This window comes from Roseinatronobacter sp. S2, assembly GCF_029581395.1.
In the GTDB taxonomy this organism is placed as follows: Bacteria; Pseudomonadota; Alphaproteobacteria; order Rhodobacterales; family Rhodobacteraceae; genus Roseinatronobacter.
Genome location: NZ_CP121113.1, coordinates 452,053 through 466,412 on the forward strand (window position 1 = coordinate 452,053; position 14,360 = coordinate 466,412).

Below are 14,360 nucleotides of genomic sequence, written 5' to 3' on the forward strand. Positions count from 1 at the left end.
AGCGGGCATTGGGGCAGGGACAAAGCCCGCGCCATCGGTGGGCCGGGGTCTGCCGATCCGACGCCAGTGATGCTCACTTTATGCGGGCTGCATATTCCTGCTTTCAAATGCTTGGCGTGTCACTGGCCAAATCGGCAGGCCGCGGGACGGCCCGCCGATGGCGCGGCGGCCTGCGGCCTTGCTCCGCGCCTGGGGACTCCCGTCAGGCCACGGCTACGTTCATTACCCGCCATGCTTGCGCGCCAGTTGGCGCAGCATGCCATGCAGGGTTTGCACATCCGCGCGGGTCAGGGCCAGCCGTGCCCACATGTTGCGCAAATTCAGGCGCATGCTCTGTGCCTTTTCGGGCGGGGCGAAGAAACCTGCGTGCTCCAGCCGGTCCTCGAAATGATCGCCCAGCTTCTCGCGCTCGATCGCGGTGGCGAAATCGGTGCCGGCCATGGCCAGCACTTCGGGCGGTGTGTCCGCGCCAAGGCGGGCAAATTCATACGCAATCAGAAGCACGCATTGCGCAAGGTTCAGCGAATAAAAGGCCGGATTGACTGGCACGGTGATGATGGCATTGGCGCGCGCCACATCATGGTTTTCCAGCCCTGCGCGTTCCGGCCCGAACAACACGGCGACGCGCTTGCCTTCGGCCACCATGGCGCGCGCCTGTTTCATGGCGTGTTCGGGCGTCAGCACGGGTTTGGTCAGCCCGCGCCCGCGTGCGGTCGTGGCAAAGACATAGTCGCAATCGCCAATCGCGGCAGGCAGGTCGTCAAATGCGCCTGCGCGGTCCAGAACAGGGGACGCCCCCGATGCCATGGCGGTGGCCTTGGGGTTGGGCCAGCCATCACGCGGGGCCACAACACGCATGCGCGCGCAGCCGAAATTCAGCATCGCGCGCGCGGCTGCGCCAATGTTTTCGCCCATTTGCGGGCGCACCAGCACCATGATGGGGGTTGGCGCGTCGAATAGCTGGTCATCAAGCGGTGTCATGGGGCCTCGGGCGGCTGGGGTGGGTGTGCGCCCAATAGCGGGGCTGCGCGCGCGCTTCAAGCTGCGCGTGCTTGTTTCCGGTCCGGCCACAGGGTAGAAGCGCAGCAGTTCAAGCGAAAGATGCCATCAGCATGCCCGATGACCAGCCCCAGATCTATCTGATCACGCCCCCCACATTCGAGATTGAGACATTCCCCCAGATTCTGGCACGCGTTCTGGACAGCCACCCTGTGGCGTGCCTGCGGCTGGCGCTGGCAACGCGTGACGAGGATACGATTCTGCGCAGCGCCGATGCCCTGCGCGAAATTGCCCATGCGCGCGATATTCCCATCGTCATTGCCGATCATGTGCTGATGGTGGAACGCCTTGGGCTGGACGGGGTGCATTTGTCCGACACCACCAAACCCCTGCGCAAGCTGCGCAAGGATATGGGCGCGGATGCGATTATCGGCAGCTTTTGCGGGACATCGCAGCATGACGGCATCAACGCAGGCGAAGCGGGCGCGGATTATGTCAGCTTCGGGCCAGTGGGGCAGACCGCGCTGGGCGATGGTCAGGTGGCCCCCCATGATTTGTTTGAATGGTGGTCCGCGATGATCGAACTGCCCGTCGTCGCCGAAGGCGCGCTTAATCGTGATCTGATTGCGGGCCTTGCGCCGGTGGCGGATTTCTTTGCGCTGGGCGATGAAATCTGGGCGCAGCCGGACCCTGTGGCAGCCCTGATGGACCTGACCCAACCCTTGCGGTGACGCGCGGCTACAAGGCGGGTTCATGCGCTGCGTCAAACCCCTGTCTTACGGCCTTTTCTGCGGCAACGGCCAGGTCCTTGCGGTTCGCAAAGGATGCGACTTCCAGTTCGGGGTGAAACATCAGGTCTACGCGCCCGCGCCGTGACTGTGCCAGAACCACCAGCAAATGCGTGCCGAAATCCATGCTGCCCCACCAGCCATACAGGCGCTTGTCCTGCCCGTCGGGGGCAGAATAGGTCACGCTGACGGGCTGGATATGCAGCACGTCGCGCAGGGCGGGTGCAAAAAAGGCGGCGAACAAGGTGGATTTGAAGGGCAGCACGCGCTGGCTGTCAGAACTGGTGCCTTCGGGAAAGAACAGCAGCCTGTGGCCTACGCGCAAGCGTGCCTCGAACAGCAGTTTATGCAGGGCAGACTCGCGTTTGTCGCGCCGGATGAACACGGTGCCGGTTGCCCGCGCAAGCCAGCCAATACCGGGCCATGCGGCCACTTCGGCCTTGGATACGAAATAAACCCTGTCGGCTGCGTTCAGGGCAAAAATGTCCAGCCATGACGCATGATTTGCAACGATGCCGCCGCGTTTTGTCATGGGGGTGCCGCGCACATGCAGGCGCAGCCCTATGATGACCAGCGCCGCGCGGCACACCCCTTGGGTCAGATAAGGCGTGACAGGGCGGCGCAAGCCGAATAGCGGGCGTTCCACCAGTCGCAAAACCAGCATGACGGCCAGACCCCCGAACACCAGCGGGGCCAGCAGGCACAGGCGCAGCGCAATTCTGGGCCAGCAGCCCGGTGTTATGGCGACTTTGGGCGGCGCTATATCTTCGCCCCATGTCATGGCGCCGTCACCCCCTTTGGCGCAAGGTTGTGTGCCGCGCGCGTCATCGCCTTGGTGTCCAGTATCAGGCATATATCGGTCGTGCGGAAATCAGGATCAATGAACGCCCCGTCACCCACAACCCCCCCGATGCGCAAATAGGCCTTGATCAGGGACGGCAGTTGCGCAAGGGCTGTCTTGCGGTCCAACTGGTCGGGCGCAAGCAGATCCATGCGCTGGTATTCCTTGGCGCGCACGCGCAATTCCGGCGGGGCCAGATGCCGGTGATGCAGCAGGCTTAGCGGTTGTGCCAGCGCTTGCGCGTCGGTCCCGTGAAAGCTGGCGGCACCGAACAAAATATCATAGCCATGTTGCGTGACATATCCGGCAAGGGCCTGCCACATCAGCAACATGGCCGGGCCGCCGCGATAGGCCTCATCCACACAGGACCGCCCCAGTTCCAGCAATCTGCGACCCGACAGTTTCAGGGGGCGCAGGTCGAATTCACGGTCGCAATAAAACCCGCCTGTCTGGTCCAGCCGGTCATCGGGCAATAGCCGGTAGGCGCCCACCACATGCTGACCGTCATCAGGGTTCAGGCAGGTATTCACAAGCAAAAGGTGGTCAAAAAAGGGGTCCAGTTCGTCGCGTTCCAGCTTGTTGACATGATCCACCAATGCCCCTGTTCCGCCAAGTTCCTGGATGAATACGCGGTAGCGCAGGTGTTGCGCGGCCCTTATGTCGGCCGCGTCGCGCGCCAGACGCACCGTCAGTTGTGGTTGATTGCTGTTCATCCAGCCCTCTTTTGCGCGGGTGCAGGTCGTTAGTGACGGGTTGGCTTTACGCAGCGCGTCGTAGTGTTGCAAGTTTGGATTGTCGACTAAACGCCTTGTGTGCACCTGTTGGTTGTGCGACACTTTGCGCCTATAAGTTGTAAACGATTTCAAGCGTTACCAAATCACCATTAATCACTTTTTTACCTTCATCTGGAAAATTGACCGTCACAAGGTTGCCAATACGCGACTGAACCTGCCCAACGCCCCATTCAGGGCATTTGGGGTGGCGCACGAACATTCCTGGCTCTAGGATCGAATGATTCATTTGGATTATGACTATATTGAAGATTTGCCCTTGGAAAGCCCTGTTGGCGTTCTGACTCTGGCGGAATTATTGACATCGCGCATCTGCCACGACCTGATCAGCCCCTTGGGCGCTATTGGTAACGGTGTTGAACTGATGTCGATGGCAGGTGTTACCGATGGTCCCGAACTGGCGCTGATTGGTGAAAGTGTCGAAACGGCAAATGCGCGTATTCGCTTGTTTCGTTGTGCATTCGGGGCGGCCGCGCCGGGCCAGATGATACCCCGCGCAGAAATCATGTCCCTTATGGCGGATTATGGCCGGATCACACGCCACTGGACCGAATTCGAGATTGCGCAGGATTTGCCAAGACAGGATGTCAAACTTCTGTTGCTTTTGCTGATGTGTCTGGAAACCGCGCTGCCATGGGGCGGGGCGGTGCATGTGACCAGATCGGAAACCGGATATACGCTTGTAGCAGAAGCGGACCGCATCCGCCATGATGCTGAACAATGGGCCATTCTAAGCAGCGGTGCAGTCCCGGAAGGATTGCGGCCCGTGACAGTGCATTTTATCATGGGTGCGCTGGAACTGCGGCGGCAAGGCTGTGGCTATTCCATCAAGTGCACCGAGCAGACGATGGAACTGGCCCTGTCGTTGCGCCGCAAATAGCCTGCCGGAATTGCTGGCGGAAAGCCTACAGCGTTTCGCCTTCTCCTTGAAGCCGAGAACGCTGGAGTCCATTGATTTTGCGCAATTTCGAACCAAGAAAGTCTGTCAACTTTTTCTGAAATTGCTTTAGCAACACCATAATTTGTGATCGGTGGTTTCCCGCCGAAATCAAAACATGGTCGTGACAGTCCCCAAAAACATGTTACCCTGACAACCATAAGACGTCTGAAGGAGGCTAACGACATGAGAAAACTTATTATGATGGCACTTGTAGGGGGCGCGCTTGCGGTCTCCGGTTGCCAGATGACACAAACTGAACGTTCTGTTGTGGGTGGCGTTGCTGGTGCTGCGGGCGGCCTTGCCGTCGGTAACCTGCTTGGTGCCAACACCAACTGGACCATTCTGACCACTATTGCAGGTGCTGCCGCAGGCACATTGCTGGCGCAAAACACCCGCACTGGCCAGTGTGCGTATGCGCGCGGTGATGGCACCTATTACGAAGCGCCTTGCCCCTGATCCCATCGGGAATGCGAAAACCACATAAAAAAACAGCCCCGGTCCTGTGCCGGGGCTGTTTTGTTTCGATGATGTGCGCGCAACCTTATGCCAGCGGCAAACGCTGTTCTGCCAGTTCAACCCAGAAGCTACAGCCTGCGGGAATGGCGTCGTCGTTGAAATCATATTCGGGGTGGTGAACGCTGGCGGTGTCGCCGTTGCCCACAAGAATATACGCGCCGGGGCGTTCTTCCAGCATATAGGCGAAATCCTCGCCGCCCATGACAAGGGGGGCGTCATCGCAGGCACCTGACACGCTGCGCGCGGCCTGTGCGGCATATTCGGTTTCTGTATCTGTGTTAATCATCACCGGATAGCCGCGCATGTATTTGACCTGCGCCTTGGCCCCGAACGCGGTGGCGGCATGTTCGGCCAGTGCCGTGATGCGTGCCTCTGCCAGCTCGCGCATATCGGCGCTTAGGGTCCGCACGGTCCCGCGCAAGGTCACAGTCTGGGGAATCACGTTGAAGGCCTGCGACCCTGTCACAAAGGATGTGACCGACACGACCATTTCCTTGGTCGGGTCCGCGTTGCGGCTGGCGATAGTCTGCATCGCCGTCACGATATGCGCCGCAACGACGGTTGTATCAATGCATTCATGCGGTTTGGCGGCATGACCGCCGCGCCCTTCAACGACAATTTCGAACTGGTCTGTCGCTGCAAAGAATGCGCCCGGCCGAATGCTGAATGTCCCCGGCGCAACACCGGGCCAGTTATGCATGCCATACACTTCATGGATGCCGAAGCGGTCCATAAGCCCGTCTTCGCACATGGCGCGCCCACCGCCGCCACCTTCTTCGGCGGGCTGAAAGATCACAACAACGGTCCCGTCAAAGCTGCGCGTTTCCGTCAGATATTTCGCGGCGCCCAGCAGCATTGCCGTGTGCCCGTCATGCCCACAGGCATGCATTTTGCCCGCTTCCTTGGATGCATAGTCCAACCCTGTCGCTTCGTGAATCGGCAGCGCGTCCATATCGGCGCGCAGCCCCACGACGCGGCCGGAATCGGCCTTGCGCCCGCGTATGACGCCGACAACGCCGGTGCCGCCGATCCCTTCAACCACCTCATCGCAGCCGAATTCGCGCAGCTTTTGTGCGACGATTCCGGCGGTGCGGTGGCATTCATACAGGATTTCGGGATGGGCGTGGAAATCCCTGCGCCAGGCCGTGATTTCCGGCAGCAGTTCGGCAAAACGGTTTTTGATCGGCATTGCAGCAAGCTCCTTGGATGTGGTCGCGTTATGGCGATTTCCAGCACTGTGCCACAGTCTTGCCCCCGCTTCCAGCACCCTGCTTGAAAGACTGGCGTTGGTCACAGATCGCTTACAAAATCATCAATCCGGTAGCCTTGCAGATACAAAAGCGCTGTCAGATCGCCATGATTGATGCGCAAGTCGCATTGCGCGGCCACCGCCGGTTTGGCATGCAGCGCGACACCCGCGCCCGCGCGCCCCAGCATGCCCAGATCATTGGCCCCGTCGCCAACGGCCAGCACATCACTGGCCTGTAGGCCCAGACGCGCGGTAATTTCATCCAGTGCCGCGACCTTGGCGTCGCGGCCCAGAATCGGTTCAGCCACGGTGCCGGTCAGCTTGCCCCCGTCGACCAGCAGCGTATTGGCGCGGTTTTCGTCAAACCCCAAGGTTTCGGCCACATGGGTGGTAAAGGCCGTGAACCCGCCTGATACCAGAACGGCATACGCGCCGCGCCCTTTCATCGTGGCGATCAATTCGCGCCCGCCGGGGGTAAAGGTGATGCGCGTTTCCAAGACCTTGGCAATGACGCTTTCATCCAGCCCCTTCAGCAGGGCCACCCGTTCGCGCAGGGCATCTTCAAACTCCAGCTCGCCATTCATGGCGCGCGCGGTGATTCCCGCGACATAGGCCCCCACGCCAGCTTCATCCGCCAGTTCGTCAATGCATTCCTGTTCAATCATGGTGCTGTCCATATCAGCAAGCAGCATGTGTTTTTGCCGACCCTGCACAGGCTGAAGCGCCAGATCAATGCCTTGGGTCTGCAAATCCTGCCAGACCTGCCATTGGTTTTCAGGGCGCGTGTCCAATGGAAATTCTGCCGCCACACCGGGGTTCAGCCATTCCGCGACGCCCCCGCCCCACGCATTGCGCAGGGATTCTACAGTGGTGGCATCAAGCAAGGGGTTGGCGGGGTTGGTCAGCAGTGTGGCGACATACATGGGGCAAGTTTCCGATCGTGGACAAGCAGCGTCGTTTTTCTGTGTTCAAGCGGCGCTCTAGAGCAATTTTGCCTCTTGTGCCAGTGGGGATTGGGCCGTAATGCCATTCGTGGGACACCCTTCCCCAACGAAGGGCATTATATCTGGAAGGATACCATGACTATACCCGCACAACCGGCAACGCGCCCGGCAAATCCGCGCTTTTCTTCTGGCCCATGTGCCAAAATCCCGACATTCGCACTGGAAAAACTGGCCGACGCCCCCTTGGGCCGGTCACATCGTGCCGCTGTCGGCAAGTCCAAACTGAAAGCGGCCATTGACGGCACGCGCGAGATTCTGGGCATTCCCGCTGATTACCGCATTGGCATTGTGCCTGCATCTGACACAGGTGCAGTTGAAATGGCCATGTGGTCCATGCTGGGGGCGCGCAAGGCCACGATGGTCGCATGGGAAAGCTTCGGCGCGGGCTGGGTCACAGATGTGGTCAAGCAGTTGAAAATTGACGCCGATGTGAAAACCGCCGAGTATGGCCAGATCGTCGACATGGCCAGCATCGACTATGATACCGACGTGGTGTTCACATGGAATGGCACAACATCCGGCGTGCGTGTCCCCAATGGCAATGCCATCCCCGACGACCGCAATGGTCTGACCATTTGCGATGCGACATCGGCTGCATTTGCGATGGACCTGCCTTGGGACAAGCTGGATGTGGTTACCTTCAGCTGGCAAAAGGTGATGGGCGGTGAAGCCGCGCATGGCATGCTGGTTCTAAGCCCGCGTGCGGTGGAACGGCTGGAAAACTACACCCCCGCATGGCCCCTGCCCAAGATTTTCCGCATGACCAAAGGCGGCAAACTGATCGAGGGTATTTTCAAGGGTGAAACCATCAACACCCCGTCGATGCTGGCGGTAGAAGATTACCTGCTTGCGCTGGACTGGGCGCAAGACATTGGCGGGTTGCCTGCGCTTATTGCGCGCTGCGACGCGAATGCGGGCGTGATTGCGGATTTCTGCGCGGCCAATGACTGGATTGCCAATCTGGCCGAAGACCCGGCAACAGCTTCCACAACATCGGTCTGCCTGAAGTTCACCGATCCCGCGATTGCAGATGGCGCGACTTTCGCCAAAGCGGTGGCCAAACGGCTGGAGGCAGAGGGCGTGGCGCTGGATATCGGCGCCTACCGCGATGCGCCAGCGGGCCTGCGCATCTGGTGTGGTGCCACGGTCGAGAAAAGCGATCTGGACGCGCTGATGCCATGGCTGGACTGGGCCTATCACACCGAACGCGCCGCGCTGACTGCGCCTGCATAAGTCTGACATTGTGGCGGGCGTGTCCCGCCACAGCCTTCCCTGCAAATTCCATCATTCAAGGAGCCACGAACCATGGCACCCAAAGTTCTCGTATCTGACAAACTGTCCGAAACCGCTGTGCAAATTTTCCGCGACCGCGGCATTGATGTGACGTTTGATCCGTCCATCGGCAAGGACAAGGAAAAACTGCTGTCCGTCATTGGCGACTATGACGGGCTGGCCATCCGGTCCGCCACCAAAGTGACTGAAAAAATCCTGGAAGCCGCGCCCAACCTGAAAGTTGTGGGTCGCGCCGGTATCGGGGTCGACAATGTCGACATTCCCGCCGCGTCGAAAAAAGGTGTGATCGTGATGAACACGCCTTTCGGCAATTCTGTCACGACCGCAGAACACGCGATTTCGCTGATGATGGCCGTTGCGCGCCAGATCCCCGAAGCCAGCGCATCCACCCATGCCGGAAAATGGGAAAAATCGCGTTTCATGGGGGTTGAGCTGACAGCCAAAACCTTGGGCGTTATCGGTGCGGGCAATATTGGCGGCATCGTGTGCGACCGCGCGCTGGGCCTGCGCATGAAGGTTGTGGCCTATGACCCGTTCCTGAGCGAGGAACGCGCGACCAAACTGGGCGTGACCAAGGTGGAACTGGACGAATTGCTGGCGCGCGCCGATTTCATCACCCTGCATGTGCCGCTGACCGACAAGACCCGCAACATCCTGTCTGCCGAAAACCTGGCGAAAACCAAGAAAGGCGTGCGCATTGTCAACTGCGCCCGTGGCGGTCTGGTGGACGAAGCGGCGCTGGCCGAGGCGCTGAAATCCGGCCATGTTGCCGGTGCGGGCTTTGACGTGTTCGAAGTGGAACCCGCGACCGACAGCCCGCTGTTCAACCTGCCCAACGTTGTTGTCACCCCCCATCTGGGTGCAAGCACAACCGAAGCGCAGGAAAATGTGGCGCTGCAAGTGGCTGAACAGATGTCGGACTACCTGCTGACAGGTGCTGTGCAGAACGCGCTGAACATGCCGTCCGTCACGGCCGAAGAAGCGCGCGTGATGGGGCCGTGGGTGAAACTGGCCAGCCATCTGGGGGCCTTCGCAGGCCAGCTGACAGATGAGCCGATTCAGGCCATCAACATCCTGTATGACGGGGCCGTGTCGGAAATGAACCTTGACGCGCTGGGATGTGCGGCGATTGCGGGCATTATGAAGGCCACCAATCCCGACGTGAACATGGTGTCCGCGCCCGTTGTGGCCAAAGAACGCGGCGTCAAGATTTCGCGCACCACGCAGGCAAAATCGGGCGTGTTTGATGCCTATATCAAGCTGACCGTGGTGACTGAAGGGCGCGAACGTTCCATCGCGGGCACAGTGTTTTCGGACGGCAAGCCGCGCTTCATTCAGATCAAGGGCATCACCATCGACGCCGAAGTGGGCGAGCATATGCTGTATACCACCAATGACGATGTGCCCGGCATTATCGGTGCGCTGGGCCAGACCATGGGCGAGAATGGCGTGAATATCGCCAATTTCACCCTTGGCCGTTCAGATTCGGGGCGTGATGCAATCGCATTGCTGTATCTGGATGCGCCTGCGCCGGATACTGTCTTGAACAAGCTGCGCGCAACGGGCTTGTTCCGTCAGGTGCGCCCGCTGGTTTTTGACGTGAACTAAGGTATGAATTATCGTCCCGGGGTTGACCCGGGACGATTGCCCCTGTTCTTTGGCACCGGACAAAAGCAGGGGATTTCCTATGCGCAGTTATGCGATTGGCGACATTCACGGGCAAGTGGGGCTGCTGCAACAGGCCCATGCGCTGATCGAACATGACCGCAAGGCCTGCCGTGACGCTGATGCGCCGGTGATCCATCTGGGTGATCTGGTGGACAGGGGGCCGGACAGCGCAGGCGTGATCCGCCTGCTGCGCGAAGGTGTCGGCGGGGGCGCGCCATGGGTGGTGCTGAAGGGCAACCATGACCGGCTTTTCACCCGTTTTCTGACAGATGCAGGCTGGCGCGACCCCAATATCCGCGAGGGACTGACCTATCTGGATCCGCTGATTGGCGGTGCAGAAACGCTTATGTCCTATGGGCTGTATCGTCCGACGTCATTTCACATCAAGACGGTGCGCACCAATGCACTGGCGCAGGTTCCCCCCGAGGATATTGCGTTTCTGGACTCCTGCCCCCTGATGTATCACCATGGCGATGCCTTGTTCGTGCATGCAGGCATTCGCCCCGGTGTGCCCTTGCCCCAACAGGCCGAGCAGGATTTGCTGTGGATTCGCGACCCGTTCCTGATGGACACGCGCGATCACGGCCCGTTGGTGGTGCATGGGCACACGGCAATTCCATGCCCGATGCACTATCGCAACAGGGTTAATCTGGACAGTCGCGCAGGGTATGGCGGGCCGCTGACGGTCGCCGTGATCGAAGGGCGGCAAGTCTTTATATTGACGGAATCGGGGCGCGTGCCACTTTTGCCACGATAGAAGATATTTCAATGACTTCCATTGACCTTGGTTAAACAAGGGTTAATTTTCCCCCGATTTGTAACCTATAGTTGTGCCAAACGCCGCGAATCGATGTCGGCGTTACAGCAACGGCCATATAGGGGACAATCTCAATGCTGCATAAATTCGACTTTTCACAGAACGTCACTGTTTCTGAGGGATACTTTTTCGACAGTTTGTTAGGTCTTTATCTGGGCAGTTCTGCACAGTCGGTATTCAAGCATGGCAAAATTCAGACATTGACCGAAGGGCAAACCTTGTCTGTGCCTTCGTCCGACCAGCTTTGCATTCTGCTTCAGGGTGTGTTGACACATGACCACGGCTGGCTAAGCCCCGGATGTCATTTTCGCGACCTTGCACAACCGCTGACGGTCAAAGGGGCGCAGGCTGTGATCTGGGTGTTGGACATGGCCAGTGCGCATTGGCTGAAGCGCGCGCACAGCTATCTGCGCACAGCGCTTGACGGGGCACTGTCTGCCGCCGAACGTGCGGTTGCCGCATCGACACCCCCGCGCGATCTGCCGGACCCCGAAACCCTGTGCGATGTGGACCACCCCACAATTCGCAGGCGCGCAGCCCGCCTGCTGCGCACAACCGAAGAAGCGACCGCGCAAGCAGTATTCGCGTTCGTTCAGGCCATGCCCTACCGTTTCGGGAACTGGCAGGAACGTGCATCGGACACATTGGCGCGCGGGTCGGGCATGTGCACCACCAAAGCCAATTTGCAGGTTGCGCTGATGCGCGCTTGCGGGCTGGAGGCAGGTTTTGCCGAAGTGCCCATGGAAATGAGCGTTCTGGGCAAACTGATGCCAGATGCGTGGTTGCCGATGATGCGCCCGAAAGTGCGGCACTATTTCGGTGCGGTCAAACTGAGCGGGCGCTGGCATGCGGCTGATTCGTCCTATAACGATGACAGCATGCGCATTTATCTGGAACAGATTCCCGGCTTTGATTTCCTTTTGCCTGCGTGCATTTCCAACGGTGCGCCCTATAGCCCTGCGCATTCGCATGATGGGCTGGACATGTTCGACATCGCGGTCGTCCCGCATCTGAACGAGGAAATGAGCAAGAAAAGCCGCTTCTCCCCCATGCAGTTCGAGGCATTGAACACGCGGCTGGACCGTGCGCAGGGATGCTGGCAGAAATGGGTTGCGGCGGATCATCCGGATTTGCAGGCAGATGAACACCAAGGCGGACGCGTTGCATGACATTGTTTGACTGGGACTTTTCGGCCCCCACACCCAGCGATATGGGCGACCATGACGTGCCGCCCGCATCGACACGGCTGGCGGGCAAGCGGGTCGCGTTGTTGGTCACTGGCGGGATCGCGGCCATGAAAACCCCGCAAATTGCGCGCGGGCTGCGCCGCCACGGGGCCGATGTGGTGGCGTTCGTCAGTGCAGATGCGTTGCGCTATGTCGCGCGTGAAGCGCTGGAATGGGCCTGTCTGGGGCAGGTTGTGGACGGGCTGACATGGCGCGCAGAGCACTTGTCGGATGATGCGCCCTTTGATGCGTATCTGGTGGCACCTGCCACGCATAACACCATTGCCAAGATGGCCGCAGGCATTGGCGACACGCTGGTGACATCGGCGCTGATTTCGGCGCTGGGCCGGATGGAACAGGGGCGCACCAGCATTCTGGTCGCACCCACGATGCACGGGTCCATGCATAACAGCCAGCTTGTGGAAAATTCCCGCAAACTGGCCGCGCAAGGCGTGCAGTTCATTGCCCCGCGCAATGCCTATGGCAAGCATAACCTGCCCGATACGGCAGTGATATGCACCGCAGTGGGGCGCGCATTGTCGACATCTGCGCTGCGTGGCAAGCGTATCATGGTGACGGCAGGGCCAACGCCAGTGCCCATCGACGGGGTGCGCCGTATTGTGAACCGCTTCCGTGGCCGTCTGGGCGCGGATATTGCCGAAGAACTGACATGGCGCGGCGCAGATGCGGAATTGCTGCTGGGGGACGGGGCGTGGCGGCCATCGGCGCCTATGAAGCTGACGATTGCGCGCACCTATGACGAGTATCGCGATATGGTGCTGGAGCGTGTGGGACAGGGGCTGTTCGCCGGGGTGTTTTCCGCCGGTGTCGCGGATTACCGGCCCAAACAGGTTGTGGATGGCAAGATCGTATCGGGGGCAGATGAATACCCGCTGATGCTGGCACCCACCGAAAAGGTGATTGATCTGGCGATGGCAGCAGGCCCGCAGATGCATACAGTGGCGTTCAAATATCTGGAGAAAGTCACCGAGGATGAATTGATCCGCGTGGCGTCCAAGCGGCTGGACCGTGCGGGCCTTGTGGTGGCCACACGCGGCGAAGACACGCGCGGGCGCGAACAACGTGCGCTGATGGTGCGCACAGGCAGCGTGACGCCGGTGAACGGCAAGGCACAGATCGCAAGCGCAATCGCGGATTATCTGGAGGCGCTGGTGGGCCCGCAGCCGCAACAGATGGCGGCTGAATAGCCGCCATGCGGTTCAATTCTTGGCCTGAAGGGGGCTTTGAATGTTTCCCAACGTCCCCTTCAGGCCGGAACGACCCCGCAATCGGGAATCTAAGCCCTCAGCCCCATGGATTGCCCGCACGCGGCTGGGGCGCGGCTTGTGTTATGCCGTTTTCCTGTGCCAGTTGCACAAGCGCTGCAATGCGGTTTTCGGTATTCGGGTGGGTCGAAAACAGCTTGTCACGCTTATGCACATGCAACGGGTTGATGATGAACATATGCGCGGTCTGCGGGTTCTGTTCGGCGCGGTCATAATCGATGCGCGATGCAAAGCCCTGTATCTTTTCCAGTGCCGATGCCAGCCATAGCGGATTGCCGCAAATTTCCGCGCCCACGCGGTCTGCCTCGTATTCGCGCGAGCGCGAAATCGCCATCTGCACCACTGCGGCCGCCAGCGGCGCCAGAATCATAACCGCAATCATGGCAATCGCACCACCTGCACCCTGATTGCGCCCGCCGCGAAAGAACAGCGCGAAATTGGCCAACATGGAAATGGCCCCTGCAAAGGTTGCGGTGACCGTCATGATCAAGGTGTCATAATTGCGAATATGCGCAAGTTCATGCGCCATCACGGCGGCAATCTCGTCGCGCGACATACGCTGCAACAGCCCTGTAGTGGCAGCCACAGCGGCGTTTTCGGGGTTGCGCCCTGTGGCAAACGCGTTTGGCTGGTCCTGATCGATGACATAGACGCGCGGCTGGGGCATTCCGGCATCATCGGCCAGCTTGTGAACCAGACGTTGCAAATCAGGGTGGACCTGGCTGTTGCATTCCTGCGCGTTGTGCATCCGCAAAACGGCCTTGTCCGAATTCCAATAGGCAAAGGCATTCATACCTGCCGCCACCGCCAGCGCGATCAGCAAACCCGCGCCGCCGCCAATCGCATAGCCCACACCCATGAACAGCGCGGTCATGGCTGCCATCAGCATGGTGGTCTTTAGATAACCTGTCATCGAAACGCCCCCTTCAGCAATGGCTTGGA

The 14,360-nt window shown here is 59.7% G+C and carries 15 protein-coding genes; 8 read left to right on the plus strand and 7 right to left on the minus strand.

The annotated features are described in order from the left end of the window. Nucleotides 1–222: 222 nt before the first annotated feature. Nucleotides 223–981, minus strand: coding sequence for an RNA methyltransferase (locus P8S53_RS02095; RefSeq protein WP_277805518.1), 759 nt, complete (start codon nucleotides 979–981; stop codon nucleotides 223–225). A 131-nt stretch (nucleotides 982–1,112) separates the two neighbouring features. Between P8S53_RS02095 and P8S53_RS02100 the strand changes: the two genes are divergently transcribed. Next, nucleotides 1,113–1,730, plus strand: a complete 618-nt coding sequence (locus P8S53_RS02100) for a thiamine phosphate synthase (protein ID WP_277805519.1) — start codon at nucleotides 1,113–1,115, stop codon at nucleotides 1,728–1,730. 7 nt (nucleotides 1,731–1,737) lie between these two features. On the opposite strand, the gene P8S53_RS02105 is transcribed toward P8S53_RS02100, so the two are convergent. The 3 genes from P8S53_RS02105 to P8S53_RS02115 form a co-directional block, all read right to left on the minus strand. After that, nucleotides 1,738–2,568 (minus strand): 1-acyl-sn-glycerol-3-phosphate acyltransferase, encoded by an 831-nt coding sequence (locus tag P8S53_RS02105; RefSeq protein ID WP_277805520.1) that lies wholly within the window; start codon nucleotides 2,566–2,568, stop codon nucleotides 1,738–1,740. Then, nucleotides 2,565–3,341 carry a GNAT family N-acetyltransferase gene (locus P8S53_RS02110; protein WP_277805521.1) on the minus strand — a complete coding sequence of 259 codons (777 nt, stop codon included), beginning with the start codon at nucleotides 3,339–3,341 and terminating at the stop codon, nucleotides 2,565–2,567. The genes P8S53_RS02105 and P8S53_RS02110 overlap by 4 nt, the downstream gene beginning before the upstream one ends. 130 nt (nucleotides 3,342–3,471) lie before the next feature. Further along, nucleotides 3,472–3,621: a DUF3553 domain-containing protein gene (locus P8S53_RS02115; protein ID WP_277805522.1), complete on the minus strand. Its 150-nt coding sequence runs from the start codon at nucleotides 3,619–3,621 to the stop codon at nucleotides 3,472–3,474. A gap of 18 nt (nucleotides 3,622–3,639) precedes the next feature. Here P8S53_RS02115 and P8S53_RS02120 point away from each other — a divergent pair, with 18 nt between their 5' ends. Together P8S53_RS02120 and P8S53_RS02125 are read left to right on the plus strand one after the other, a co-directional pair. Beyond that, nucleotides 3,640–4,299: a histidine phosphotransferase family protein gene (locus P8S53_RS02120; protein ID WP_277805523.1), complete on the plus strand. Its 660-nt coding sequence runs from the start codon at nucleotides 3,640–3,642 to the stop codon at nucleotides 4,297–4,299. A gap of 243 nt (nucleotides 4,300–4,542) precedes the next feature. Then, complete coding sequence (locus P8S53_RS02125; RefSeq protein ID WP_277805524.1) at nucleotides 4,543–4,815, plus strand: glycine zipper 2TM domain-containing protein; 273 nt, start codon at nucleotides 4,543–4,545, stop codon at nucleotides 4,813–4,815. Between the two features lie 85 nt (nucleotides 4,816–4,900). On the opposite strand, the gene P8S53_RS02130 is transcribed toward P8S53_RS02125, so the two are convergent. Further along, entirely contained in the window at nucleotides 4,901–6,064 is a 1,164-nt protein-coding gene (locus tag P8S53_RS02130) for a M20 aminoacylase family protein (RefSeq protein ID WP_277805525.1), read from the minus strand. 101 nt (nucleotides 6,065–6,165) lie between these two features. Continuing rightward, nucleotides 6,166–7,047 carry a phosphoserine phosphatase SerB gene (gene serB / locus P8S53_RS02135; protein WP_277805526.1) on the minus strand — a complete coding sequence of 294 codons (882 nt, stop codon included), beginning with the start codon at nucleotides 7,045–7,047 and terminating at the stop codon, nucleotides 6,166–6,168. Between the two features lie 156 nt (nucleotides 7,048–7,203). On the opposite strand from serB, the gene P8S53_RS02140 reads away from it, so the two are divergent. The 5 genes from P8S53_RS02140 (at nucleotide 7,204) to P8S53_RS02160 (ending at nucleotide 13,340) form a co-directional block, all read left to right on the plus strand. Then, nucleotides 7,204–8,361 carry a phosphoserine transaminase gene (locus P8S53_RS02140; RefSeq protein ID WP_277805527.1) on the plus strand — a complete coding sequence of 386 codons (1,158 nt, stop codon included), beginning with the start codon at nucleotides 7,204–7,206 and terminating at the stop codon, nucleotides 8,359–8,361. Between the two features lie 72 nt (nucleotides 8,362–8,433). Continuing rightward, nucleotides 8,434–10,029: a phosphoglycerate dehydrogenase gene (serA, locus tag P8S53_RS02145; protein WP_277805528.1), complete on the plus strand. Its 1,596-nt coding sequence runs from the start codon at nucleotides 8,434–8,436 to the stop codon at nucleotides 10,027–10,029. A gap of 79 nt (nucleotides 10,030–10,108) precedes the next feature. Beyond that, nucleotides 10,109–10,846 carry a metallophosphoesterase gene (locus tag P8S53_RS02150; RefSeq protein WP_277805529.1) on the plus strand — a complete coding sequence of 246 codons (738 nt, stop codon included), beginning with the start codon at nucleotides 10,109–10,111 and terminating at the stop codon, nucleotides 10,844–10,846. 134 nt (nucleotides 10,847–10,980) lie between these two features. After that, nucleotides 10,981–12,075, plus strand: coding sequence for a transglutaminase domain-containing protein (locus P8S53_RS02155; RefSeq protein WP_277805530.1), 1,095 nt, complete (start codon nucleotides 10,981–10,983; stop codon nucleotides 12,073–12,075). Continuing rightward, nucleotides 12,072–13,340 (plus strand): phosphopantothenoylcysteine decarboxylase, encoded by a 1,269-nt coding sequence (locus tag P8S53_RS02160; RefSeq protein ID WP_277805531.1) that lies wholly within the window; start codon nucleotides 12,072–12,074, stop codon nucleotides 13,338–13,340. Before P8S53_RS02155 ends, P8S53_RS02160 begins: the two co-directional genes overlap by 4 nt. 97 nt (nucleotides 13,341–13,437) lie before the next feature. On the opposite strand, the gene htpX is transcribed toward P8S53_RS02160, so the two are convergent. Beyond that, nucleotides 13,438–14,331, minus strand: coding sequence for a zinc metalloprotease HtpX (htpX, locus tag P8S53_RS02165; protein WP_277805532.1), 894 nt, complete (start codon nucleotides 14,329–14,331; stop codon nucleotides 13,438–13,440). Nucleotides 14,332–14,360 lie beyond the last annotated feature (29 nt).